Genomic DNA, 25,338 nt, shown 5'->3' with positions numbered 1-25,338 from the left:
CATTTCGATTGATTTTCCAAAAGTCATGTTGCAGTGCAAATGATCGGGGGAGTGCATGAATCACGAACAGGGATCAGACGAAGACTGGATCATCGAAGACGACAGCAATGACAAGTCACAGGAACAACTGGACTCTTCATTTGAATCACGCCCCTGGCGTCTGCTTATCGTTGATGATGAAGAAGACATACACGCCGTTACCCGCCTGGCCCTCTCCAATATCGTTTTCAAAGGGCGTCCGCTGGACATATTGTCAGCCCACAGTGCATACGAAGCCTTTGATATTCTGAGCAGAGAAAACGACATCAACCTGATCTTGCTCGATGTCGTCATGGAAACCGATGACGCCGGTTTGCGCCTCGTCAAACGCATACGCGAAGAACTCAAGAATCAACTGGTGCGCATCGTTCTGCGCACCGGCCAGCCCGGCCAGGCTCCCGAGAAAAGTGTCATCGTCGATTACGATATCAATGACTATAAAACCAAGACCGAGCTGACTACCCAGCGCCTGTTCACGACTGTCATCGCGTCCTTGCGCGCCTATGAAGGCTTGCTGTCAATAGAGCGCAGCCGCATAGGTTTGACGCGCATATTGCAGGCGTCTGCCAACCTGTATGAATTAAAGTCCCTGAAAGAATTTGCCAGTGGCGTGCTGAACCAGATAGGTGCGATACTGGATGTCGGTGCTGACGGGGTCTTGTGCCTTTCACGCAACCCGCTTGGTAATCCTGGCAGTGGCCTGCAAGCCAGCATCATTGCGGCGACTGGTACTTATAGTGATTTCTCAGGGCTGGACAAACTGCCGCAGGATTGCGAATGGACAGCCATCGTAGAAAAAGCCTTCAACGAAAAGAAAAGCCAGTTCCAGCACCCTGCCGATGTCTTGTTCATCCACACCCGGCAAGGCCATGAATTTGCCATATTGGTGACACCGCCCTGGCCGCTGGGGCAGATGCAGCGCGATTTGCTGGAATTATTCTGCGACCGCATCGCTGCGGCCTTTGACAACCGCTACCTCAATGAGCAATTGCAAAAAGCCCAGGAAGCCTCGGTGGTTGCCCTGACTGACCTCGCAGAATCTCGTGACACCGATACCGGCGGCCATGTACAGCGGGTATGCAGGCTGACCAATGCCATCGCCAGTGAACTCAAGCGGCGCAATGATTTTGCCACTGACCTGACGCCGCAATTCATGGAAATGGTGGGCATCGCCAGCATCTTGCATGATGTGGGCAAGGTGGCGACGCCAGATGCCGTCCTGCTCAAAGCGGGTGGGCACGACAAGCATGAACGTGTAATCATGGAATACCATGCACTGGCAGGTGAAACCGTATTGGCGCGCGCTGCCACCATGGTTGATGGCGTCAGTTACCTGACTTATGGCTCGCAGATTGCGGGCAGCCATCATGAGCATTTTGATGGTCAGGGTTATCCGCGCAAACTCAAGGGGGAAGAAATCCCCTTGTCGGCACGCATAGTTGCCGTAGTCGATGTGTTTGATGCTCTGCTGCATCGCCGCCCCTACAAGGAACCGTGGTCACTCGAAGACACCATTGCCTATATCAAATCTCGGAGCGGCACGCAGTTTGACCCGCTGGTCGTCGATGCCCTGATCCATTATGTACAGACCGAGCAACCGGACTGGGTCGCCAGCGGAGAATAATCAAACCCGCCCCAGTCCCTCTATCTCAATGCTGGCAGGCTTTTCCCTCTGCTGGCTTATCACTTGCCAGCGCCTGGATAATAGGGCACTGCGCCTGTTCAGTTGATGATGCGCATTGATGTATCAGTTCAGTCAGCATGTCTTCCATCCTGTGCAGGTCAGCCAGCTTGGCCTTTACCTGTGACAAACGTTCTTGCGCGACATCGCGTATGGCTTGTCTGTCATTACCATCTTCGAGCATCAGCAAATTAGCGATTTCATCCAGGCTGAAACCCAGTTCCTGCGCCCTTTTGATAAAGCGTATGCGCTCTGCCAGTCTGGCCGGGTAGGTTCTGAAACCGCTTGCCACTTCGGGGACTGGCAGCAATTCGCGGCGCTGATAGTAACGTATGGTTTCCACGCCCACGCCTGCTGCCTTGGCTAACTGCCCTATCGTATATTGATCTGCATCAGACATCGTTAAATAATCCTTGACTCTGTTCTTGGGTACGGAGTCTATGATAAGGCAATATCATTTTATCTGTACGGGAGCATAGCAAATGACCCAGGACCAATCCACCCACCAGCATGGCGGCAGTTGCTGTGGGCACAAGCATGATGAACAGCCAGCCGCAGCCCAGGAAAAAAAATATACCGACCCGGTCTGCCGCATGCAGGTCAGTAAAAACCCTGAAAAAACGGCGCGCTTCCAGGGTACTACCTATTATTTTTGCAGCACTTCCTGCGTCAGCAAGTTCAATGCTGCGCCTGAGAATTATGTGAAGGCCAAAAAGGTCATAGGGCTGGGCAGCGTTAATGCTGCCAGCACAGATGCCATGCAAAGCGATGCCCAGGGTGAGCACAAAGACCCGGTCTGTGGCATGCGTGTCAATGGGCAAAGCCAGCACCAGTTTGTGCATGATGGGCAGCCTTATTATTTTTGTTGCAACGCCTGCCTGGAAAAATTTCGCAAAGATCCTGCCGCCTGGCTGGACCCGGCCAAACGCCCCGCACCTAAACCCGTCGCCAAGGATGCGATTTTCACGTGCCCCATGCACCTGGAAATAGAACAGGTAGGTCCCGGTACCTGCCCGCTTTGCGGCATGGCGCTGGAACCCAAGGAAGCCTCGGCAGAAGAGGACACCAGTGAACTCGATGACATGTCGCGGCGCTTCAAGTTCAGTCTGGTGTTGAGTTTGCCGCTGCTGATCATGACCATGGGTGACATGTTGCCTGGCGTGTCTTTTCATGGTCTGCTGGGCATGACAGTGTTCAACTGGCTGCAATTCTTCCTGGCAACACCTGTCGTGCTATGGGCTGGCCTGCCATTTTTTGAACGGGCGCTGGCGTCCTTCAGAACCATGCATCTGAATATGTTCAGTCTCATAGGTGTTGGCACAGCCGCTGCCTATCTGTTCAGTCTGGTGGCTTTGTTGTTGCCAGATATACTGCCTGCAGCCTTCAAGATGGGTGGTATGGCACCGCTGTATTTTGAAGCCGCAGCCGTCATCATTAGCTTGGTATTGCTGGGACAGGTGCTGGAATTACGGGCACGCTCGCAAACCAATGCAGCGATCAAGGCATTATTGGGTTTGACACCTGCAACGGCGATACGCATTGCTGCTGATGGCAGCGAAAAAGAAATTGCTCTTGATGAAGTACAGACTGGCGACAACTTGCGCGTCAAGCCGGGGGCGCATATTCCTGTTGATGGCGTAGTGCTGGATGGCCATAGCAATATCGATGAAGCCATGCTGACAGGTGAACCACTGCCCGTCAGCAAACAGGCTGGCGACAAAGTCAGTGCTGGTACCATCAACCAGCAAGGCAGCTTCAGCATGCGGGCTGAACGCATAGGCAAGGACACCCTGCTGGCCAGCATCATCAATTTGGTGAACCAGGCCGGGCGTTCACGCGCACCGATACAGAAGCTGGCGGATCAGGTATCCGGCTGGTTTGTGCCGGGAGTGATTGCCATTGCCGTACTGGCCTTCGTGATTTGGGCAGTATGGGGACCTGCGCCGGGGATGGCAAATGGCCTGATGGCCGCAGTTTCGGTACTAATCATTGCCTGCCCTTGCGCACTTGGCCTCGCCACGCCAATATCGGTCACAGTGGGTATAGGTCGCGGTGCCCACGATGGTGTACTGATCAAGGATGCAGAAGCACTGGAGAGGCTGGAAAAAATCGATACCCTGGTGATAGACAAAACCGGCACACTGACAGAAGGCAAACCAACAGTACAACACTACAGCGTCGCCAGCGGCGAATCAGAAACAGATTTGCTGGCGCTGGCCATGGCACTGGAACAACGCAGTGAACACCCGGTTGCCCATGCCATCGTCAGCTATGCAGAGTCTCGCGGTGCAAAGTCCATTGCCATCGGCGATTTTACGTCCATCACAGGCAAGGGTGTCAGCGCCACAGTCGATGGCAAGACGGTTTTGCTGGGTAACCCTGCACTGTTGAAAGAACATGCCATAGAGCTGCCAGGCTTCGAATCGCAAATCAGTGATCTGCAGGCGCAGGGACATACCGTCATGCTGCTGGCGGTAGCACAAAAAGCCGTGGCCATGCTCAGTGTCGCAGACAAAATCAAGAGTAACAGCAAAGAGGCCATCACTCAATTGCAGCAGCAGGGCATGCACATCATCGTGCTGACGGGTGATAACGCCAGGACTGCCAAGGCAGTGGCAAAACAACTGGGGCTCGACGATGTGCGGGCCGACTTGCTGCCAGCCGACAAGTTCCGCATCGTGCAGGAATTGCAGGCACAGGGTCACGCAGTTGCCATGGCAGGCGATGGCATCAATGATGCACCTGCACTGGCGCAGGCTGATGTCGGTATCGCCATGGGTAGCGGCACCGATGTCGCCATGCACAGCGCCCATGTGGTGCTGGTCAAAGGTGATTTGCGCGGCATAGTCAAAGCCCGCGCCCTGAGCAAACAGGCCATGAAAAACATCAGGCAAAATCTGTTCTTTGCCTTTGCCTACAATTTTGTCGGCGTGCCCATTGCCGCAGGCTTGCTGTATCCATGGTTCGGGATTTTACTGAGCCCCATGATAGCCAGTGCGGCGATGAGCCTGAGTTCAGTCTCCGTCATTAGCAATGCCTTACGCCTGCGGCATGCAAAGCTGTAGTATGCAATTGTCAGGAACAGGTAAAATACGCGCCTGTTCCTGCTCACCAAGTTTCATAAGAAGAATCCATGCGTATCCCCCGCCTGCTTGTTGCTCTCTCCACCCTGTTTATCCTGTCAGCACAGGCCGCAGATAAAACCAGGAAACCTGGCAAAAAGCCTGTAGAAAAAGCTGTCAGCACAACGGTCTACGTGGCTGGCGACATTGCCGATTGCCGCAAGCAACCTCCTGCAGAAAGCATGGCAGCCAGAACCGCAGAGCTGATAGCCGCTGGCCTGGCCAAAGACAATACCGCAAGAGCCATTACCCTCGGTGACAATACCTACCCGGTAGGCAAGCCCGAGGAATTCACCAAATGCTATGAGCCCACCTGGGGACGCTTCAAGGATAAAACCCTGCCTTCACCAGGCAACCATGATTACGGCATGCCCAAAGCTCTCGGTTATTACAATTACTTTGGTGAACTGGCCGGGCCTGACAGACGCGGCTACTATGCGACACAACTGGGCAAATGGCTGGTGCTCTCGCTCAACAGCAATCTCGACCCCAGCCAGATGCAAGTGCAGATGACGTGGTTGAAAGAAGAGCTGGCCAGCAATAAACAAAGCTGCACCCTGGCTTTCTGGCATCACCCTGTATATAGCTCAGGCGGCCATGGCAATAATAAGAACATGCAGGAAGCCTGGGCCATGCTGGTCGCGGCCAAGGCAGATCTGGTCCTGACTTCGCATGATCATGATTACGAGCGCTTTGCGCCCCTGGATGCGAATGGCGACAGGGACGACAAGAATGGCATACGCAGTTTTGTGGTCGGCACTGGCGGGGCTAAACTGACACCGATGTTTTTACCCAAAGGTGCGACGGAGATACGTGACAACTCCACCCATGGCGTACTGAAACTGACTCTGCAAGACAAGTCTTACGAATGGGAATTTATGCCAGTTCCAGGCCAAGATTTTACCGATAAAGGCAAGGGGGTATGCCACTAATTGTTGCTGAAAGCATTAAGCATGCTTTTGGTGCAACAGTATATGCGCTGGCTTATAAACCTCATTTAATAATCAGATCAAGCCGGGGAAAAATTTTGCACTATACTCAAGTACGGCTCAACGACTTGATGGCATTACTGCGTCTGGTCGTGATTTCCCGCGTCCGCCAGGCGCATACTGGAGTCGTCATGCATATAGAAGAAACCCTAAGGCTGGATTTCAAGGACGTTTTGATACGTCCCAAGCGTTCCACCCTCACCTCCCGTTCGCAGGTCAATCTGGAACGCGAATTCGTTTTTCATCACTCGCGCAAGACTTATCACGGCATTCCCATCATTGCTGCCAATATGGATTCTACCGGCACCATGGAAATGGCCGCCGCACTGGACCCGCATCAATTATCGGTTGCCCTGCACAAGCACTATGATGAAGATGCACTGGTTGCCTATTTCTCTGCCCTGCAAAAGAAATCCACGGCCTTTTATTCCATGGGGATTACCCAGTCCGATTTCGAGAAATTCTCGGCTGTCATGGCGAGAGCCCAGAACGCCATAGAATATGTCTGCATAGACGTGGCGAATGGTTATACCGAAGGCTTTATCAATTTCGTCAAAAAAGTGCGCACCACTTATCCGCACCTGACCATCATGGCAGGCAATGTGGTGACGGGAGATATTACGGAAGAACTGATACTGGCCGGTGCCGACATCGTCAAGGTCGGCATAGGCCCGGGCTCGGTCTGCACGACGCGCAAGATGACGGGCGTGGGTTATCCGCAATTATCAGCAGTGATTGAATGTGCTGATGCAGCGCATGGCCTGGGTGGGCAGATTTGCGCCGATGGTGGCTGTGTCGTGCCAGGTGATCTGGCCAAGGCTTTTGGTGCCGGTGCCGACTTCATCATGCTCGGTGGCATGCTGGCGGGTCACGATGAATGTGCCGGTGATTTGATAGAGCGCGATGGCCAGCAATTCAAACGCTTCTACGGCATGAGCAGCCGCGCTGCAATGGACAAGTACGCAGGTGGCGTTGCCAAATACCGCGCATCAGAAGGCAAGGAAGTATTGATCCCTTACCGCGGCCCGGTCGAGGCAACCTTGCAGGACATACTCGGTGGCGTGCGCTCAGCCTGCACTTATGTGGGCGCACACAAACTCAAGGAGTTGACCAAGCGCACGACCTTCATTCGCGTAACACAGCAATTGAATGAAGTGTTCGGAAAATCCTGATCCGTATCAAGCCTGTTTAGCACTAAACAGCATCAGCATAATCCCGTAACAATACTACAAGCCAGCTTCGATAGAAGTTGGCTTTTTTTCATAATTCTTATCAATTAAATGATTTAGCCTGCATTTGGCACAAATCATGCATGGTTATGCGAAATTTATGCCATTTTGATCGGTGAATTTTCATGATTTCAATCAGTTCTGTGATTTGAATATTGCTAAGTGCCTACATCCATGGCAGGATAGCCGTTCGGATTTGTGAAAATTTCCTGAGCAGCGGATAAAGTGCTTTTGCACCAATTTATTGCATTTGTTTTGAAATGCACTATTTTCATGCAAGCATTTTTCGCTGTGATACAGCCGATTGCTTGATTTCACTTTAGCTTTAAAAACAGTCTTTTGTCTGGAGTAATATGAAAACGGTAGTTACTAAAACAACAGGGAAGTTATCATTTCTCACTTTCAGCCTGGCATCCAGTGCCTTGCTCATTACTGCCTGCCAAAAAACACCGGAGCCTGCTCCAGTTGCCAGTGCACCGGAGGCACCTTCATCGACAGCCATGCCAACAGGCCTGGTAAAAAACCCTGTCAAACATGCCGATACTGCCGATGTGACGAAGTGGATGGATATGGCATCCAACAAGTCAGCCGCGCAAATCGCCAAAGAAGAAAAACTGGCGAAAGAAGCTAAAGAGGCTAAAGAAGCAAAAGAGGCTAAAGACGCCAAGGATGCAAAAGCGGCAGCAGAGGCAAAAGCCCTTGCAGCCAAAGTAAAAGACGCTCCTAAAGCGGCATCAGCAACCGCTACCGCACCTGCCCCGGTACCTGTCGCGGCACCCAAGCCTGTTGAAGCGCCTCCACCAGTGGTCGCTGCAGCACCAAAGCCTGCACCAGTTGCGGCACCGGTTGAAAACCTGACTTTAAAAGTCGTCTCCAGCGTACAGCCCAAATACCCGAGTACTGCAGTACGTGCTGGCATCACCTCCGGGGTAGTCAGTGCACGTGTGCATGTCGATACGGATGGTAAGGTATCTCAGGTAGAAATCGTCAAAGCCAATCCACCCAAGCATTTTGACAAGGAAGTGATTGCAGCAGCGTCTCAATGGAAATACGCGCCGATTTCCAAACCACTGACCACTTTGCTGGAATTTAATTTCAAGCTCGACAATTAAGACTAGCCATAACAAAAAGAGCCTGCCTGATTAAAATCAGGCAGGCTCTTTTATTTGCAGCTCGTACCAAGGCAAGTATTCACCCCGGCATTCATCCCAGACGCAAAGTCTTGCGCTGCTCCTGGTTAGCTGCTTCTGCTTTCCTGAATTTGCCGGTTTTGATGACGTTGCCACCCTCTGGCAAACCCGTCACTTTGAACACACCGACCACCTGATGCAGATTATCAGCCTGCTCAAGCAGGCTTTGGGCCGCAGCAGCGGCTTCTTCCACCAGAGCAGCATTATGCTGGGTCACCTGATCCATCTGTGTGATCGCCACATTCACCTGTTCTATGCCCCGGCTTTGTTCGCTCCCTGCTGCGGCAATTTCACTCATGATCTCAGCTACCTGTTTGACGGATGTCACGATCTGGTCCATGGTGATACCGGTCTCATCCACCAGTACCGTACCGGCATCGACTTTGGCAACAGAGTCACCTATCAATTGCTTGATCTCCTTGGCGGCACTGGCCGATCTTTGCGCGAGATTACGCACTTCAGAAGCGACTACGGCAAAACCGCGCCCCTGCTCACCGGCCCTGGCTGCCTCCACCGCTGCATTCAAGGCCAGGATATTGGTCTGGAAGGCGATGCCATCGATGACGCCTATGATATCGACAATCTTGCGCGAGCTGTCCTTGATCGCACCCATGGTACTGACCATTTGCCCGACCACGTCGCCACCCTTGCTGGCAAAATCAGATGAAGACATCACCAGTTGGTTGGCTTGCGAAGCACTTGCCGCATTGTGTTGCACAGTCGAGGTCAGCTCTTCCATGGAAGAAGCTGTTTCTTCGAGTGAGCTGGCCTGACTTTCTGTGCGCTCAGATAAATCCAGGTTACCGGTAGCGATTTCATTCGATGCAGTAAAAATCGTATCGGTGCTGGTCCTGACCTGGCTGACGATGGCAATCAGACTCTGGTTCATATTGAACAAGGCCTGCAGCAATTCCCCTGCCTCATCCCTGGAGCTTACCTTGATCTCCTGGCGCAAATCGCCTGCTGCAATATTATTGGCAATTTCCACCGCATAGTTCAGGGGCCGTGAAATGCTGTTGATCAGCCAGATGCCCATGGCAGATGCAAACAGGCCTGACAAGACGATGAAAATCGTCGCATAAACCTGGAAGCTGTGGAAGAAGCTTTGCGAAGCCTCATATTCAGATTTACCCACATTCAACTGCAGTTGTATGAGGGCATCCATATTCTCTTTCATGTTCAGGAACAGAGGATCGACTTTGCCATGGAAGCGTTTTGATGCAGCGTCGATATCCTTGTTCTTTAATGCGGCAAGAGCGGGATTTAAACCTTCATCGAGAAATTGCTTGCGCTTGGCGGCAAACTGCTCAGCCAGGACTTTTTCTTCTGGCGTCAGGTAGGTCGCCATGTATTCTGCCCATATCTTGCTCGCCTCTGCCTTGCCTTTTTCAATGACATCTATATGCGCTGCAGCCTTCTCCGGATCGTCCGTCATCGCCTTGGCAACGATGACCTGATTGCGCATGATAAGGCGCATGACGCCATCCAGTTGGCCCAGGGCGACCAGCCTGTCGTCATACACTGTTTTAATTGAATTATTGCTGGCATTGAGACTCAAAAAACCGGCTGCCCCTATGGATAACACCAATACGGTCAGCAAGATAAAACTGAAGATGAGCTTGGTCTTGATACGAATGTCCTGAAACATACTTGCCTCCGCAAACACAGAGTTGAACGTGACAGACCATGGCTTAACCATGGTGCTTTTTGAATCGGGTCTGATGACTCAGAACCAATAGAGATACACGGAGCGGACAAGCCGTCCGTCAATTGACTTTAAATGCTAAGTGGCAATAACTCAAGACAGGAAATGTAATTCAACAATGTCTGAGCTATTTTCCCCACACAATATAAACGATTGTTTCCAAACGAAAATATTTCTACATAGATAGAAATTATTCTGCTCGATTTAGTGGGACAGGTGCAGCCAGCCTGCGCAACACCTGCGCTGCTGCCATCAGGCCAAAGGATGCTGTCACGACGATGGATGAGCCAAAACCGGCACAGTTCAGGCCAGTGACACCTGCGCTGGTGTTAGTGCTTGCATCGGCACTGATTTCGCAAGCCTCGGCAGTCTCAGGCATGCTGAGCACTTCCATGGAAAACACGGCATCAATCCCAAATTTGCTTTTTGCGCCACGCGGGAAACCATGGTTCTGGCGCAAGCGCTTGCGTACCAGTGCCAGCAGAGGTTCTTGCTCGGTGCGTGAGAGATCACGAATTTCTATCTTGCCTGGATCAGTCTGCCCACCTGCTGCACCTATGGTGATCAGCGGTATGGCATGCTGGCGGCAATAGGCGATCAGTGCGGTCTTGGCTTTGACATTGTCAATGGCGTCAATCACATAATCAAAACCCGGCTGCCCCAACATGGCATCAAGATTGTCTGGTGTGACAAAGTCTTCGACTTCATTCACCTTGCAATAGGGATTGATCAGGGCGATACGCTCAGCCAGCGCGGTAACCTTGGCCTTGCCTACGGTATCGGTATTAGCCTGTATCTGGCGGTTGATATTTGATTCTGCCACATTGTCGAGGTCTATCATGGTGATGCGGCCTATGGCACTACGCGCCAGCGCTTCTACCACCCATGAACCTACACCGCCCACGCCTATGACGCAGACATGCGCCTGTTTGAAGCGCTCAAGACCTGCCGCTCCATATAAACGGGCAATGCCACCAAAGCGGCGTTCAAAATCGATATCTATTACATCTTGCATAAGAAAATTACGCCAAAAAGGCTGGACATTGTAAGCAGGCGCTATTTTACTTGATGCAAGAATCGGCGTGACTTTAACGCCCGGCTTTGCGCTTCAGATCAGAGAATAAAGAAAAGACCCAGGGCCGGGTCGCCATCAACAAGGCCATGCCCTGCCTTTGTTCCGATGACAAGCTGGCATCAATATCAGCCAGTTCATTAAACTCGGTCAACAGCCGTGCCATTTTTCTTTGTAAAACAGCAATCGAAGCGGCGCTGAGCTCGCGCGTTTCAAAGCGCAATATAGCCTGCTCATCATGAAAATCATTCTGCAAAAATTCTTCCATGACCTTGGACTGGTATTTCCTGCGTATGGGCCCATCCTCACGCCATTGCAGGGTGGTATGGGTTAGTAACTTGATGCGGTTATGTGGATGCAGCTCTATCAATTCTAGGCGCTCCAGCTTCATCAGCAATTGCAATAACTCCGTTTCTGCAATCTCAAATTGCCTGGCGATTTCACGGACTTGCCACTGATTCAGCAAGAGATAAAAAACACCCAGCAACCTGGGCTGGTCTGCCAGGGTCTGCTCCTGCAAGTCAGATAATTCTCCCTTGAGTTCCTGCTGGCCGCGTGCGAGTCTGGCCAGCTCCAGGAAATCCAGCTCCAGTAACTGGCATATCGCCTCCAGCCTGCGCACGGTGAAGGTGGATTCAGAAAACAGGCGCTTCACACTGGCTTCACTGATTTGCAGATGCGCCGCCAGTTGCGCATAGGTCAGGCCTTTTTGCTTCAGGTGTTTTTTCAGGGCAATCGTTATCTGTTGGGTCAGGTTCATGGTGCGTCCATTTTTGGAATAAATAGAATTGTATGCATTAAGGCAAGACCAAAAGGCTCACCACAGAGACACAGAGACTCTGAGAAAAGCATGAGCGCTCACCTCAGTGTGTACTTTGCTTTTCTCAGTGCCCCTCTGTGCCTCCTCTGTGTCTCTGTGTTGAAAGGTTTTCCATAAAACTCAAAGTGGCTTCTGACATGGCGAATAGTATCGATATTCAATACTAATTTTTATTAGATTGTATATCAATACCTTGAATTGCAAAATGCAATCTTCTATCAAGGAGAAAAAGCATGTACGAGCACCACACCACAAACATGGTCAATGACATTCATTCCGCACTGAACCTGACCAGGGTCAGCGAGATCATAGAAATAAGCAGCCTCCCCCAGCTTACCGCCACGCTGGAAAAAGCCAAATGCCAGGGAAAGAAAATTGCCATCAGCTCTGGCAGGCATGCCATGGGTGGGCAACAGTTTGCAGAAGATGCCATCTTGCTGGACATGCGTGGCATGGACAAGGTACTCAGCTTTGACCGTGAGCTGGGCATCATCACGGTAGAGGCTGGCATACAATGGCCAGCTCTGATCGATTATCTGGAAGCAGCCCAGAAAGACAGTACGCATCCATGGGCGATACGGCAAAAACAGACCGGTGCCGATGACCTCAGCATAGGCGGTTGCCTGTCAGCGAATGTGCATGGACGGGGCTTGCAAATGCGCCCTTTTATCGCTGATGTAGAGAGCTTCAGTCTGCTGGATGCGCAGGGCAGATTACAGCACTGCAACCGCGATACAAACAGCCATTTATTCAGACTGGCAATAGGTGGCTACGGTGTGTTTGGTGTGATCACCAAAGTCAGTCTGCGACTGAGCCAAAGACAAAAAATGCGGCGTGATGTCAGCATTATCTCGCTCAATGAGTTGATGCCAGCCTTCCAGCAGCGCATGGATGCTGGCTATGTCTATGGCGACTTCCAGTTTGCCATAGACCCGGCCAGCCCTGACTTTTTGCAACGCGGTGTTTTCTCCTGTTATTGCCCGGTATCCGAGGCCAGCAGCATACGCGAAGAATATGCACTCAGCGATGAGCAATGGCAGCAATTACTGATGCTCGCGCATGTGGACAAGAGCCGCGCCTTTGATTGTTACGCCCAACATTATATGGCCAGCTCAGGCCAGATTTACTGGAGCGACAGACTGCAGCAAACAACCTACCTTGATGGTTATCACAAAAAAATAGACGAGCTGCTTGGACACCAGGGTTCAGAAATGATAGGTGAATTATATGTACCCAGGACTGCACTGCCAGCCTTCATGCACGATGCAGCACAAGACTTTCGCCAGCATGCTGTCGATCTCATTTACGGCACGGTGCGTTTGATAGAAGCCGATACAGAAAGCTTTTTGCCATGGGCGAGACAAGACTATGCTTGCGTGATTTTCAATCTGCACACTGAACATACAGAAAGCGGCATCACCGCAACCGCTGCGGCTTTCCGCCGGCTGATCGATCTCGCCATCAAACGCGATGGCAGTTTTTATCTGACCTATGGGCGCTTTGCCACGGTTGAGCAAATTCGCCATTGCTATCCAAATTTTGAAAACTTCCTGGCTTACAAACAGCGTCTTGATCCCGAATCGCTATTCCAGAGTACCTGGTTACGCCATCATACGGCCATGTTTGCAAAAAACCTGGAGCAGGCAGCATGAAGACAGATCAGGCCAGCAACACCGCTCTTATCGTTGCAGCCGGGGTGCAGATGCTGGCGCGTGATCCGACTTACAGAGACTTGGTACCCGCATCCATGGCGGCGCATGGCCAGCGTTTATTACGGGCCAGCCACCCGCGCTTGTCCAGCCTGACTGCGCGGCACTGGTTCCGCAGCCTTGCATACACAGCAGCAAAATTCACCCTGCCCGGCATCTTGCAGCACTATGTCTTGCGCAAAATACTTATCAGGGAATATGTTGCCCGCGCAATCACTGCCGGTACCCGCCAGATCGTCTTGCTCGGTGCGGGTTACGATACCTTGTGCATGGAGCTTGCTACGCAATATCCAGACTTGAAACTGATAGAAATCGATCACCCGGCAACGCAGGCAGTCAAGCGCGCTGCGGCAGGAGTACCGGGGGCAGCAGTGGCATCAGCGACAACAGTGACGCATCGCATCCACTACATTGCTGCCGAACTGGGTAAGCAAAAACTGAATGAGGTATTAAGCAACTGCAAGGCATTCAATCCTGACATAAAAACCCTGTTCATCGCAGAAGGCTTGTTGATGTATTTAACAAGCGATGATATAGCCAGTTTGTTGAAACAAATGCAGATGGCAGCCACCAAAACAGCATTGGTTTTTACCTGGATGGAGATACAGGCCAACGGCCAAGCCAATTTTCGGCCAGCCAGCAAGATTATCGACTTTTTCCTGAGGAAAAAAGCCGAACCCTTTTTATCTGGCATGCAACAGGACCGGGTTCCGGTATTTCTAAAGCAACTAGGCTATGCAATGCAGGACTTAAAGGAAAGCATTTCTGTATGTCCGCAGGACTGCAGTGTCAAACCAATTGCCGGGGAATATATCTGCATGGCTGAGAGTCTGTGAACCTAAATTTGATATGACGCAAGCAGTAGCAGCCTGTCTATTGCATAATAAGCATATCTACAAAGGTGAAGTGAACATGAATACTCTATTCGACAGCGCTCCAGGCTTTGACCAGCCCCTGGCCGTACTCAAGCATTGCCATGACCGCATACGCAAGCAACTGGCGACCATGGGCAAGTTGCTGGAACACCTGCCCAGCCACGGCGCAGACAAGGATGCGCAGCAGGCGGCGCAGTCAGTCCTGAATTATTTTATCAAAGCAGCGCCCTTGCACCACGAAGATGAAGAAATCAATCTCTTGCCTGAACTGCAAGCAACGGCCAAAGATGAGGATGCCAGCTTGCTGGCCACCCTGCTGCCAAAAATCCTGAGCCAGCATGAAGACATGGCCGCGCAATGGAGCCAGCTCGAAAAGCAGCTAACTGCCATTGCCGCAGCAAGCGCAGCACACCTGTCTGATGCGGCAGTAAAAGACTTTCAAGCCCTGTATGGCGAGCACATGCAGATAGAAGAAACACAGATCGCCCCGATGGCAAAACGTCTGTTTTCTGATGCACAAATGGCCACCCTGGGTGCAGCCATGCAGGCAAGGCGTGGCATTGCTGCATGAAACAAGCCGCAAACACCCTGTAATATTTCTGAAGATGATATGAAAGATATACATGTCCATAGCTGATATCCGCACCGACTACAAAAAAGCCAGCCTGGCCGAAGCTGATGTAAAGCCCGAACCTTACAGCCAGTTTGCCAGCTGGTTCGATCATGCCTTGAAAGCCGATGTGCCAGAACCCAATGCCATGACACTTTCGACAGTCAGCACTGATGGCAAGCCCAGTTCACGCATCGTCCTTATCAAAGAATTTGATGAACGCGGCTTTTCCTGGTTCACCAATTACGACAGCGCCAAAGGCCAGGACCTGGCCAGCAATCCTCACGCTGCCCTGCTGTTTTTCTGGATTCCCCTGGAGCGCCAGGTGCGTATAGAGGGCCGCATAGAAAAGCTCAGCGACGCAGAAAACGATGCCTATTTCAATAGCCGCCCGCTGGGTAGCCGCCAAAGTGCGCTGGCATCGCAACAAAGCCAGCCTATCGCTGACAGACAAACGCTGGAACAAAAACTGGCAGCCGTAGTGGCAGAATTTGGTGATCAACCTCCTCGCCCTGCCCACTGGGGTGGTTACCGCTTGCTGCCAGAGCGCGTCGAATTCTGGCAAGGCCGCAGCTCGCGCCTGCACGACCGCATCATCTATACCCGCGATGAAAATGGCGCATGGAAAATTTCCCGCCTGCAACCTTAAAGCTGTTCAACGGCCCTGACTATTCTCTTTAAGGAGATAGTCAGGTGCCCAAATTGGCATGAGGGCATACAGAGCATGATATCCTCGGTGTTTTTTTACCGACACCGAAGTCCATGCCCAAGAAAAAAATCTTGCTGTTAAGCGTATCCGCTGGCGCTGGTCACAAGCGTGCGGCCCAGGCCATAGAGGCAACCGCACAAGCATATCCCGCCGATACTGAGGTTTTGCACCTGGATGTAATGGATTTTGTTACCGCCGGGTTTCGCAAGATTTATACTGATTTTTATATCAAGCTCGTCAATAAAGCGCCGACGCTGTGGGGTTATCTCTATCATGCGTCGAATGAAGCGCAATCTGACAGTACCATGGAAAAACTCAGGCGTGGCATAGAGCGCCTGAATGCCCGCCCCTTGCTGCAAGCCATTGCCGATTTTGCGCCAGATGTCATCGTCTGCACGCATTTCCTGCCAGCAGAAATGCTGTCCCGCCTATTGCGCAAGGAGAGACTGCATTGCCCGGTCTGGGTACAGGTCACCGACTTTGATTTGCACAGGATGTGGGTGCATGAACACATGGCTGGCTATTTTGCCGCCAGCGAAGAAGTGGCTGACCGCATGCGCCTCAATGGCATCCCGGCTGAACGCATACACGTCACGGGCATCCCCATCATGCCTGCCTTTACACAGCAACTGGACAGAAAAACCTGTGCCGCAGAATTCAAGCTTGATCCTGCGCTGCAAACCTTCATGCTCATGGGTGGTGGTGCTGGTCTTGGTGGCCTGGATGAAGTTGCAGAACGGCTGCTGTCATTACCGGGTAATTTCCAGCTCATCGTGCTCGCTGGTAAAAATGCGCAAGCCCTGCAGGCCTTGCAGAAACTGGCCTTGCGCTATCCTGGCCGCCTGCTGCCCCAGGGCTTTACCGACAAGGTAGAACGCCTGATGGCTTGTGCTGACCTGGTCATTACCAAACCCGGCGGGCTGACGACATCTGAGTGCCTGGCCATGGGCCTGCCCATGATAGTCAATTCACCGATACCGGGGCAGGAAGAACGCAATGCCGACTTCTTGCTGGAACAAGGCGTCGCCATGAAAGCCTATGATGATATCAGCCTGGCTTACCGCCTGAATTACCTGTTGCAGCATCCCGCCAAATTGCGCGACATGCATGACAAGGCGCAGGCGCTGGGACGTCCGCAAGCGGCAACGCAGGTATTGCAAACCATATTGGATGCACCGGTTTGAGCCTTGGGTTGACTATGAAATCTGTTAACAACCCGGCTAATAATGCATTCAAGCCCTTCCTGATCTGCCTTGGTTTTGTTTTTGTACTCGCACTTTTCTTCGCCCAGGTTGAAATCCAGATAGAAGGCAGTGCAGGCTGGGCCGCCAACCTGCCTACCTGGCGTATAGAAAAGCACTGGTTGCTCGATATCTTCTGGGGTGGCCGGGCCATGACGGGTTACCATGCCTGGGTGTTCCCTTTCATCACCCTGTTCTTCCATTTCCCGTTTGCAATGCTGCAGCAATGGACACTGAAGCTGGAATGCCGTGCGATTGCCAGTATCATGACATTCTGGGTAGCAGAAGACTTTTTATGGTTTGTCATGAATCCGGCTTATGGCATCTCGCGCTTCAACGCGCATGATGTGCCATGGCATGTACACTGGCTGCTGGGTGTGCCCACTGATTACTGGGTAGGATTGATAGGCGCAACCCTCCTCTATATTTATTCATATAAACAACATGGACAACTACCTCTGCAAAACACCCGATAAGCGCTCAGGTCCCCGCCTTGCAGTACTGGTTTGCGCTGCCTTACTGCTGACTGCACCTGTCGCACATGCGCAAGAAACCAGGCCTGCTGACTGGGCTAGCCCCGTGGCGGAAGCGCAAAATCTGTTCCGCGTCAATCAGGACTTTTACCGCAGCGCCCAACTGGAGAGCAAAGATGTTGCCATGCTACAGACGCTGGGTATCAAGACCGTGGTCAGCCTGCGTTCCTTCCATTCAGACACCGGCATCTTCAAAGATACAGGCATCAAGCTGCAACGCATAGGTATCAATACCTGGAACATCAATGACAGCAATGTCATCTCTGCCCTGCGTGCCATCAAGGCAGCAGAGAAGGATGGCCCGGTACTTTTGCATTGCATGCATGGGGCTGACCGCACCGGCCTGGTGACTGCGATGTACCGCATCCTGTATCAGGCCTGGAGCAAAGAGAAGGCCCTGGAAGAGCTGATGAAAGGTGGCTATGGCTACCACAGCATGTGGAAAAATATCCCTGAATATCTAAAAAACGTGAACATAGAAAAAATACGCGAAGGTGTGAACAAACCATGAAGCACACAACTGTTTTAACCGGTATCACTGCCAGTTTGCTGGCGCTATCGAGCACACAAGCAGCCCAACTGGACGCCAGCAAGTTTTCTGAAACCCAGGTGCAGTTAATTGACCAGAGCAAGGCGGACAGCAATGGCAAAACCTTTGCCGCAGGTACTATCCTGAATGCCCCAGTCGCCAAGGTCTGCGCCACCATACAGGCGTATGAAGATTACCCGAGCTTCATGCCGAATACCGCCAAGGCAAAAGTCACACGCCAAGCCGATGAATCTGCCCTGGTCGATTTCACCCTGAACCTGCCACTGGGGAAAGTGAAAAAATACCGCCTCAAGATGACACCCAAAGTCAGCCCTGCCACATGCAACCTGAGCTGGAAACTGCAGCCATGGGAAGGCCTGAGGCAGGAAGAAACCATCGCTGATACCTCAGGTTATTGGGAACTCACTCCTTTGGCAGATAATCCAGCCAAGACTGTCGTCAAATACCAGGTGTTCACCGACCCGGGGCCAGTGCCCATGGGCCTGGGCTGGATAGTCGATAGCATGAGCAAGGACAGCATACCCAAGATGATGGATGCACTCAGAACCAAGCTGCGTTGGTGATTGACGGCCTGCGTTGATTTACGTAAAAAAGGAGAGTCGGCAACTCTCCTTTTTTTATGCAGCGAACGCGCTGAATCAACAACATCTCAATCCATGCTAGCCTATCAGCTTGCTGGCAAACATCTTCCTCGCTTTCGCTACTTTAGGTGCCACCACGAATGAGCAATATCCTTGTTCAGGATGCTGGCGGAAATAATTCTGGTGATAGTCTTCCGCAATATAAAACATCGGTGCCTGGCTCACTTCAGTGACGATGGCATCATCCCAGACCATCGCCATTTCCTTGACGACTTGCTCAGCAATTGCCTGCTGTTGCGCATCATGGAAAAAAATCACAGAGCGGTATTGAGTGCCGGTGTCATTCCCCTGACGGTTCAGGGTAGTAGGATCATGGATGGTGAAGAAAATTTCCAGTAACTCCCGATAGCTGACGATAGCAGGGTCAAAAGTCAGGCGCACTACTTCTGCATGTCCGGTTTTGCCGGTACAGATTTGTTCATAAGTAGGCTGATGCACTGCCCCGCCAGAATAGCCGGACTCTACTTTCAATACTCCGCGAATTTGCTGGAATACCGCTTCAGTACACCAAAAACAACCGCCGCCCAGGGTGGCAAATTCAGTGGATGTCGTACTCATATCTTTCTCCTTGTTTACATACAAGCTTAGTCTGTATCCGGGCCATTTTCTTACATTTATGAACTATTTACTCACGATCTACGCACACGCCTCGCGCTAAGGGCACACATCAGTTTGTCACGCGCCTGGAGTGATGATCAAAAATACATTAATCGAAACCTGGTCAAATGTGAATTAATGTAACGGAGCAATTGAAAGATTACAAAAACTTACACGAGAATATGAAAGGAAATACTTGGTATACGACTAAAATATTTCCTCAATTTTGGTACTGTCTGCTTCCACTTCCAGACACAGTGGAGAGTCGGTTTAATATCCTCAGACATCCGGTAGAGATGGTGGATACCAGAATTTAATTGCCAAATCCTGCTGGCACATATTTTTCTTGCTATTTCAATAAGTACATCATGTTAATTGACGTTATCAAAAACGGTTTCAGGACTATCTTCAGAGTACGCCATGACCGCGAACTGCCACCGCCAGGCCCCAAGCCGGCATTTGGCAGCACCGTCGTCTACAAGCGCCTGAAGATGCAATTAATCGTGCCTATTGACTATGAGCAATGGGAATGGCTGACCGAAAAAGGCTGGCGTACACTGGATATGCGCTCAAACCGCCGCCGTTACTTCAAGGTACCGCGCAAAGCGGTGACACGTCTGTTGCATGCCAATGAAACAGACCGTGAAGTGCTGTTACTGCAAATCATAGAACACCGCTATGACAGGTCGCGCCTGCACTAATTTTAAAAACACAACAAAACTCAATATCTGGCATATTTTATAAACCATTGCAGCAAAACTTGTATTCGCATTAAGAAACTGGATTTTTGGCACTATGTCCGACAGCATTTTCTTGATGCACACTGTCAAAAATTAAAATCCTGACAATACTCAAGCAGGCTGCAAGCGGTTAAAATGCCCGCATGCAAAATATAAGTCATGACGCTGAGGTTCAGAACGAAGACGATCTCGCTCTGCAGACCTATTTCAAGCCTGGTATTACTCCCGAAGACGTTTCCGCTGTATTCCCCCTGAAGCGCGCCCAGCCTGTATTACAGGCTTTTACGGCCTTGTTTCATGGCGGTTTCAACGGCGTATTGCTGCGCCTGCTGGTTTTGCGGGAACTGGCAGCGGATGTGGAAACACCTTCACTGAGCCGTGCCGACATCAATGCCAAACTCGGTTATCTCGAAGCAGATGCTCTGGAGACGGTATTGTCACGCCTGCGCTCTACCGGCTTGCTGATCTGGGATGCCAGCCAGTCGGTCTACCGTATTGCACCAACGGCACGTAATGTGCTGGCCGCAATCGAATCCTTGCTGCAAGTTGAAGAAAACAATGACCAGGCTGAGATGAGCTATATGCTCACCCAGGTTGCTGGTGCCCAGGCCGTGGGCGGAGTCTCGGTAGAGCAATTGCATCATTTGCTGGGACGCCTGATAGAGCTGACCGAAGAATTCTCGGATGCGATAGCCTCCGGTTCAGAGTTCCAGTTACGCACAGCCCAGCAAAAATGGCATACCGCCTGTGACTGGGTGGAAAAAGGTTCGCAAATTATTCATGCGATCACCAATGACAGCCGTGCCGATGCAGCAACACACAGAGCAGCGCAGGCGATAGGGCGTGCCCAGAGTGCCCTGCTGAACATGCAGGGCATGTTCTCCCGCGCGCTGAACCAGATTGAGCGCCAGCGCGTGCATCTGGGCCAGTCTGGCTTATCGACCACCGACATCAAAACCTGGCTATTGCAAAAAGACGACCTGGCGGCACTGGCTGACGATGCACTGGCAAAACCGGTGACACCGATGTTCATTACGCCGTCAGAAATGATAGACGTGGCCGAGAGTGAACTGCTGAGCCACCGCGTCTCTGCGCTTGTGGGTGCCTTGCCTGCCGGTGAAAATGCACCATCGATTGCCAATGATGACAGCGATGCCCTGCATGAACTCGATCACTGGCTGGCCTTGCTGACTGAGGCTGATGCCTCGGAAAAGCCCATCTCATTACAGGATCTTTTATTGCCGTCGAATTTTTCGATTGCATCCTACCGCGCGTCCATGCTGCCTTTGCTGGGCGATGCCAATGAATCCGCCTTACAGGGCGCCACTGGCGTATTGGCGCGCCTGCCGCTGGTTTTCAATTCCAAAGACAAAATGCAAAAGGTGCATGATGAACACGTTGCGGCCATGTCTATCGCCAGCCTGAGCGCGCCCGATGCTGCAGTTACTGCCCAGGCGACTCGCAAAGCGAAGTCAACTGCACCTGCTGAACAATCAGTACCATCTGCACCACCTGTACAGACAAGAGAAACACCATGACTGAAGATGCACAAATCCTGATCGCCCGCTTGCTGGCGCACCAGACCCTGCGCCGTGAAGACAAGCTGGTCAAGCGCGCCTTGTCGGATGAATTATTTCGCACCGAGATAGACGCCCGTCTGAAAGCCTGCGGCATGAAGTTTGTCGATAACGTGTATGCCGACTATGTGACCCTGGCTTTGACACGCGATAGCGAATCCAAGGTATTTGGCACGAAGGAGACATGGCAAAACAATAATTTTGGCCTGGCGCGCGACGGTGTGGCCCTGTTAGTGGTCTTGTGGTCACTAATCATTTTGCCGAAACGGGAACGGCAGGAAGCCCATCAACTGGCAGAAGAAGACCAGAATGATATGTTTGGCAAAGACAAGCCCATGCCTCGTGCAGAAGATACCTCGATAGGCATCTCTTACCGCGCCCTGCTGGCAGACTTTGGCGAGAAGCTGGGCAAGAAAACCCGCATGGACATGAACCTGGGCCAGCTGGCGCGCGTAGGTTTTATCGAACGCAAGGCAGACCTGATTTTGGAAGGCCCACTGCTGGATTTACTCATGGATACCGATACCCTGAAAGACCGCATCATCAACGGCGCGCTGTCGGATATTTTCCAGATCCCGGTACCAAGGACACCTGCCATCATCACACCCGTTGCGGCCCAAAAAGCAGAGGCTGAAACTGTCTCTGTCACTGAACCGGCTGTAGCAAGCGTGGTCACACCCGTTGCCAACTTCGAGGCAAGTGCAAACGCTGATAAGGACGCCGGTCCTGGCACCAATACCGACACCAATACCGAAAAAGAATAAGCACCATGTTTCATATCAAATCGCTGGAACTTGTCCATTGGGATTATTGGCAACGCATCAAGAACATCCCTCTCGATGCCAAGATCATTACTATCGCCGGGCAAAATGGCTCGGGTAAAACCACGCTGCTCGATGCCTTGCGCACCCTGTTTGGTCTGGAATGTTCCATGGGGCGATCCTACAAACATTACGCCCGTCACTCAGGCCAGCAAACGGCATGGATACGTGCGGTGGTTGATAACAGCGCGGTGGGTCCGCAGATATCCAACCGGCCTTTCCGCATGTCTGGCCTGTATGAAGATGAGGTCACACTGTTTTGCAAGATAGAAAAAAATGGCGGTGACTGGAAGCGCCAATACCTGATGCGTAGTGGCAAGACCGAGATAGAAGAAATACAGGAAGCCAATGACTGGCTGGGCGTGGAAAGCTATCGCAAGCGTCTGGCACATGCTGGCTTGTCGAATGCCATGGGCAAGGTATTGGCACTGGAACAGGGTGAAACCGACAAACTATGTGAATACGCACCACGCCAGTTGCTGGACCTGGTGTTCCAGGTCTTTGGCGACAAGGAAGTACTGGATGCATACGATGATGCGAAGCGCCATCAGCGTGATACAGAAACCGAGTTGCAGCGCTTTGAAACCGAGCTGGAAGGTGCAAAAACCAATCTCGAAGGCTTGCGCCTGCGGGTTGCCAATTACCACCAGTATGAAAGTTTGAGCAAAGAGAAACGCGATCTGCAGGAAGAGATACTACCTACCCTGCAATACCATGAAGCCCTGGAAAAAGCAGGCACCACCAGCCAGGCACTACGTGCCAGCAAGCGCTTTTTAAAGACGCAAGACCTGGCCCTGTCTGACCGCCGCCAGCACCTGGCACAACAGGCACAGCAAGTCTCAGATGCCAAGCAGGCAGAAGCTGCACTGGAAGCAGAAGAGTCGTCGCTGCGAGAAAAACTGGGGCAAATCAACAGCAAACTGAAGCCACAAGAAAGCCTGCTGGAACAAAAAGCCCGTTTGCAAAAACTGGCTGCTGAAGCAGACGCCGATGTCGCCAATATCGCTGACGATCTGGAGAAAAAAGAAGCCGAACTGTCGCGCCAGAAACTCGAACGTGATGCCCTGACCCAGCGCATCGCTGGCGAAATGGAAACCATCGCCGCCTTGCAAGGCAAGTCTGCCCTGCCTGACCCTGAGAATGTGCGCCAGATGCGCCGGGCGCTGACGGATGCGAATATCCCGCATTGCATGTTGCCGGAGATCGTCGAAGTCACTGATCCTAAATGGCAGGCTGCAGTCGAAGGTGTATTGCGCGGTTATACTTCAGTGATTTTGCTGGACAAGGCGACTGACGCCTCTGCCGCTTACCGCATAGGTGAGAAGCAGCGCTATAGTCACTTCATCGTGCCTGACCGTATCAGTGCGCCTGTGGTCAAGGACCAGAGTCTGCTGTCTGTCGTCAACTTCACTGGTCAGGCTCCTGCCTGGCTGATAGAACAGTTGCAACGCATAGACACGGTAGGTTCAATCGAGCTGGGCATGAAGCTGCCGAAAAACCAGGAGTGGATTACCCCCGACGCTTACCATTTCGAACGTCGCGGTGGCCGCTCACTGTTCGTTGAAGTGTCACGCTATCGCTTTGGTAATGCGGGCCGCACCCAGCGTCTTGAAGCCCTGCTGAAGTCTTTACCACGCCTGCAATCACAAGAAGATGTGCTGACCATGCAGATCAGCAAACTGGCTGGTGAAATCAGTGCCTTCAAAGCGCGTCTGGCAGGTGTCGATGCAGCAAAAGAACTGAGTGCCCGTCATGCCGAATTTGAAGAAGCAACCCGCAATACCCAGCCACTGAAACAGCAGCGTATGGAAGTCGGCGGCCGCCTCGGTGAAATTGCGCCTTTGCTGAAAGCCGCTACGGAGCAACGTTCGGTTGCTCACCTTAAATGGGAACAGGCCAAGGCAGCGATTGCCGATGCCGAAGCACAATTACGCACATCAGAAAAGCGACATGCCGATGAACGCAAGGAACAATTCGAAACCCTGCGCGCCATGCGCGACACCTGGCATACCCTTCCACATAACTGGAAGCGTGCCTCGCACCGCAAGGAACTGGTGGCAGAGCATGAAAACGTCCACCAGATAGAATTGCGCATACGCAGCCTGACGAATAACCTTGCGCGCGATGACTGGGAAACTGACTCCACCGTCGTCGATCAATACACCCGCCTGAACGCCCTGCTGCAAGGCCGCCAGGCTGAGACTGATGAACGTCGCTACCAAAATAACCGCGCGATAGAAGCCACCGTGAATGCCCGCGCCGCCTATATGGACAGGCTGCGCTTCACGATCAAGTCCTACAGCAAGAACATCAAGCAACTGGGCGAGCTGGCAGGCATAGAAGTGCATACCGATCCGGTCAAACTCGAAAATGACGACATACAACTGGCCCAGGCTGGCTTGCATGTACGTTTCAAGTTTGACGGCAAAGGCCCGATAGGCATGAACGACGGCGAAGCATCCGGCGGCCAGCAAGTCATGAAGTCACTGATCTTGCTGATAGGCTTGCTGAAATCTGACGATGGTTCCGGCGGCTTTGTCTTCATCGATGAACCTTTCGCCCATCTGGATATACGCAATATCCAGCTGGTGGGTGAGTTTCTGAAGAACACAGATGCTCAGTACCTGATGACGACACCGCTGACGCATAACACGGATGTGTATGATCCTTCTGAACTGACACTGATCACCAGCAAGAAGAAAAAAGATACGGAATGGGCGCAGCCTATTTTTGTATTGCAAAGAAAAACCGAGAAAAACAAGACTGCCAAGACATAATGGATTTCCCCTGATATCGCTTGATATCAGGGGATAGCTTATTCTGGTAGTCACTTTTTCTGTGTACATACTGCCAATACTGGAGGAGACTATTAGCTGTGAAATCAGGAT

The 25,338-nt window shown here is 51.9% G+C and carries 22 protein-coding genes; 17 read left to right on the top strand and 5 right to left on the bottom strand.

Translation table 11 applies throughout. The features are described from left to right. The first annotated feature begins 55 nt into the window (after positions 1-55). Positions 56-1,663, top strand: coding sequence for a DUF3369 domain-containing protein (locus UNDYM_RS06200; RefSeq protein WP_162040270.1), 1,608 nt, complete (start codon positions 56-58; stop codon positions 1,661-1,663). A gap of 25 nt (positions 1,664-1,688) precedes the next feature. On the opposite strand, the gene UNDYM_RS06195 is transcribed toward UNDYM_RS06200, so the two are convergent. Further along, positions 1,689-2,120 carry a MerR family transcriptional regulator gene (locus UNDYM_RS06195; protein ID WP_162040269.1) on the bottom strand — a complete coding sequence of 144 codons (432 nt, stop codon included), beginning with the start codon at positions 2,118-2,120 and terminating at the stop codon, positions 1,689-1,691. An 82-nt stretch (positions 2,121-2,202) separates the two neighbouring features. Here UNDYM_RS06195 and UNDYM_RS06190 point away from each other — a divergent pair, with 82 nt between their 5' ends. The 4 genes from UNDYM_RS06190 to UNDYM_RS06175 all read left to right on the top strand — a co-directional run bounded on the left by UNDYM_RS06190 (position 2,203) and on the right by UNDYM_RS06175 (position 8,172). Beyond that, a complete protein-coding gene (locus tag UNDYM_RS06190; RefSeq protein WP_162040268.1) occupies positions 2,203-4,785 on the top strand; it encodes a heavy metal translocating P-type ATPase in 2,583 nt (860 codons plus the stop codon). A 68-nt stretch (positions 4,786-4,853) separates the two neighbouring features. Beyond that, the gene (locus tag UNDYM_RS06185; protein ID WP_162040267.1) at positions 4,854-5,774 is read left to right on the top strand and encodes a metallophosphoesterase; all 921 of its coding nucleotides are present in this window, start codon (positions 4,854-4,856) and stop codon (positions 5,772-5,774) included. Between the two features lie 188 nt (positions 5,775-5,962). Next, positions 5,963-7,003: a GMP reductase gene (locus tag UNDYM_RS06180; RefSeq protein ID WP_162044481.1), complete on the top strand. Its 1,041-nt coding sequence runs from the start codon at positions 5,963-5,965 to the stop codon at positions 7,001-7,003. Positions 7,004-7,413: 410 nt separating this feature from the next. Continuing rightward, entirely contained in the window at positions 7,414-8,172 is a 759-nt protein-coding gene (locus tag UNDYM_RS06175) for an energy transducer TonB (RefSeq protein WP_162040266.1), read from the top strand. A gap of 91 nt (positions 8,173-8,263) precedes the next feature. Here the strand turns inward: UNDYM_RS06175 and UNDYM_RS31210 are convergent, their stop codons facing one another. From UNDYM_RS31210 to UNDYM_RS06160, 3 genes are all read right to left on the bottom strand, one after another. Then, complete coding sequence (locus UNDYM_RS31210; RefSeq protein WP_162040265.1) at positions 8,264-9,898, bottom strand: methyl-accepting chemotaxis protein; 1,635 nt, start codon at positions 9,896-9,898, stop codon at positions 8,264-8,266. 247 nt (positions 9,899-10,145) lie between these two features. Further along, the gene (gene tcdA / locus UNDYM_RS06165; RefSeq protein ID WP_162040264.1) at positions 10,146-10,970 is read right to left on the bottom strand and encodes a tRNA cyclic N6-threonylcarbamoyladenosine(37) synthase TcdA; all 825 of its coding nucleotides are present in this window, start codon (positions 10,968-10,970) and stop codon (positions 10,146-10,148) included. 73 nt (positions 10,971-11,043) lie between these two features. After that, the gene (locus tag UNDYM_RS06160; protein ID WP_162040263.1) at positions 11,044-11,787 is read right to left on the bottom strand and encodes a helix-turn-helix transcriptional regulator; all 744 of its coding nucleotides are present in this window, start codon (positions 11,785-11,787) and stop codon (positions 11,044-11,046) included. 293 nt (positions 11,788-12,080) lie between these two features. On the opposite strand from UNDYM_RS06160, the gene UNDYM_RS06155 reads away from it, so the two are divergent. From UNDYM_RS06155 to UNDYM_RS06120, 8 genes are all read left to right on the top strand, one after another. Continuing rightward, positions 12,081-13,499 (top strand): FAD-binding oxidoreductase, encoded by a 1,419-nt coding sequence (locus tag UNDYM_RS06155; protein ID WP_162040262.1) that lies wholly within the window; start codon positions 12,081-12,083, stop codon positions 13,497-13,499. Next, a complete protein-coding gene (locus UNDYM_RS06150; protein WP_162040261.1) occupies positions 13,496-14,392 on the top strand; it encodes a class I SAM-dependent methyltransferase in 897 nt (298 codons plus the stop codon). Before UNDYM_RS06155 ends, UNDYM_RS06150 begins: the two co-directional genes overlap by 4 nt. Positions 14,393-14,468: 76 nt before the next feature. After that, the gene (locus tag UNDYM_RS06145; RefSeq protein WP_162040260.1) at positions 14,469-15,002 is read left to right on the top strand and encodes a hemerythrin domain-containing protein; all 534 of its coding nucleotides are present in this window, start codon (positions 14,469-14,471) and stop codon (positions 15,000-15,002) included. Positions 15,003-15,054: 52 nt separating this feature from the next. After that, positions 15,055-15,690, top strand: coding sequence for a pyridoxamine 5'-phosphate oxidase (gene pdxH, locus UNDYM_RS06140; RefSeq protein WP_162040259.1), 636 nt, complete (start codon positions 15,055-15,057; stop codon positions 15,688-15,690). Positions 15,691-15,803: 113 nt separating this feature from the next. Next, entirely contained in the window at positions 15,804-16,934 is a 1,131-nt protein-coding gene (locus UNDYM_RS06135; protein WP_162040258.1) for a glycosyltransferase, read from the top strand. Positions 16,935-16,948: 14 nt separating this feature from the next. Next, positions 16,949-17,467 carry a hypothetical protein gene (locus tag UNDYM_RS06130; RefSeq protein ID WP_162040257.1) on the top strand — a complete coding sequence of 173 codons (519 nt, stop codon included), beginning with the start codon at positions 16,949-16,951 and terminating at the stop codon, positions 17,465-17,467. Further along, a complete protein-coding gene (locus UNDYM_RS06125; protein ID WP_162040256.1) occupies positions 17,436-18,035 on the top strand; it encodes a dual specificity protein phosphatase family protein in 600 nt (199 codons plus the stop codon). Before UNDYM_RS06130 ends, UNDYM_RS06125 begins: the two co-directional genes overlap by 32 nt. Continuing rightward, a complete protein-coding gene (locus tag UNDYM_RS06120; protein WP_162040255.1) occupies positions 18,032-18,637 on the top strand; it encodes an SRPBCC family protein in 606 nt (201 codons plus the stop codon). Before UNDYM_RS06125 ends, UNDYM_RS06120 begins: the two co-directional genes overlap by 4 nt. A gap of 96 nt (positions 18,638-18,733) precedes the next feature. Here UNDYM_RS06120 and msrA read toward each other — a convergent pair whose 3' ends face one another. Then, on the bottom strand, positions 18,734-19,273 hold the full coding sequence (gene msrA / locus UNDYM_RS06115; RefSeq protein ID WP_162040254.1) for a peptide-methionine (S)-S-oxide reductase MsrA: 540 nt from the start codon (positions 19,271-19,273) through the stop codon (positions 18,734-18,736). A 407-nt stretch (positions 19,274-19,680) separates the two neighbouring features. On the opposite strand from msrA, the gene UNDYM_RS06110 reads away from it, so the two are divergent. The 4 genes from UNDYM_RS06110 to UNDYM_RS06095 all read left to right on the top strand — a co-directional run bounded on the left by UNDYM_RS06110 (position 19,681) and on the right by UNDYM_RS06095 (position 25,227). Beyond that, complete coding sequence (locus UNDYM_RS06110) at positions 19,681-20,013, top strand: hypothetical protein (RefSeq protein WP_162040253.1); 333 nt, start codon at positions 19,681-19,683, stop codon at positions 20,011-20,013. Positions 20,014-20,195: 182 nt separating this feature from the next. Next, positions 20,196-21,590 (top strand): hypothetical protein, encoded by a 1,395-nt coding sequence (locus UNDYM_RS06105; RefSeq protein ID WP_232063759.1) that lies wholly within the window; start codon positions 20,196-20,198, stop codon positions 21,588-21,590. Next, complete coding sequence (locus UNDYM_RS06100) at positions 21,587-22,393, top strand: hypothetical protein (RefSeq protein WP_232063757.1); 807 nt, start codon at positions 21,587-21,589, stop codon at positions 22,391-22,393. Before UNDYM_RS06105 ends, UNDYM_RS06100 begins: the two co-directional genes overlap by 4 nt. A 5-nt stretch (positions 22,394-22,398) precedes the next feature. After that, complete coding sequence (locus UNDYM_RS06095; protein WP_162040252.1) at positions 22,399-25,227, top strand: ATP-binding protein; 2,829 nt, start codon at positions 22,399-22,401, stop codon at positions 25,225-25,227. Positions 25,228-25,338: the final 111 nt, after the last annotated feature.

It is taken from the genome of Undibacterium sp. YM2 (genome assembly GCF_009937975.1).
GTDB lineage: Bacteria > Pseudomonadota > Gammaproteobacteria > Burkholderiales > Burkholderiaceae_D > Undibacterium.
The sequence above is the reverse complement of the archived record's forward strand: the minus strand, read 5'-3'. Positions and strand labels throughout refer to the sequence as shown.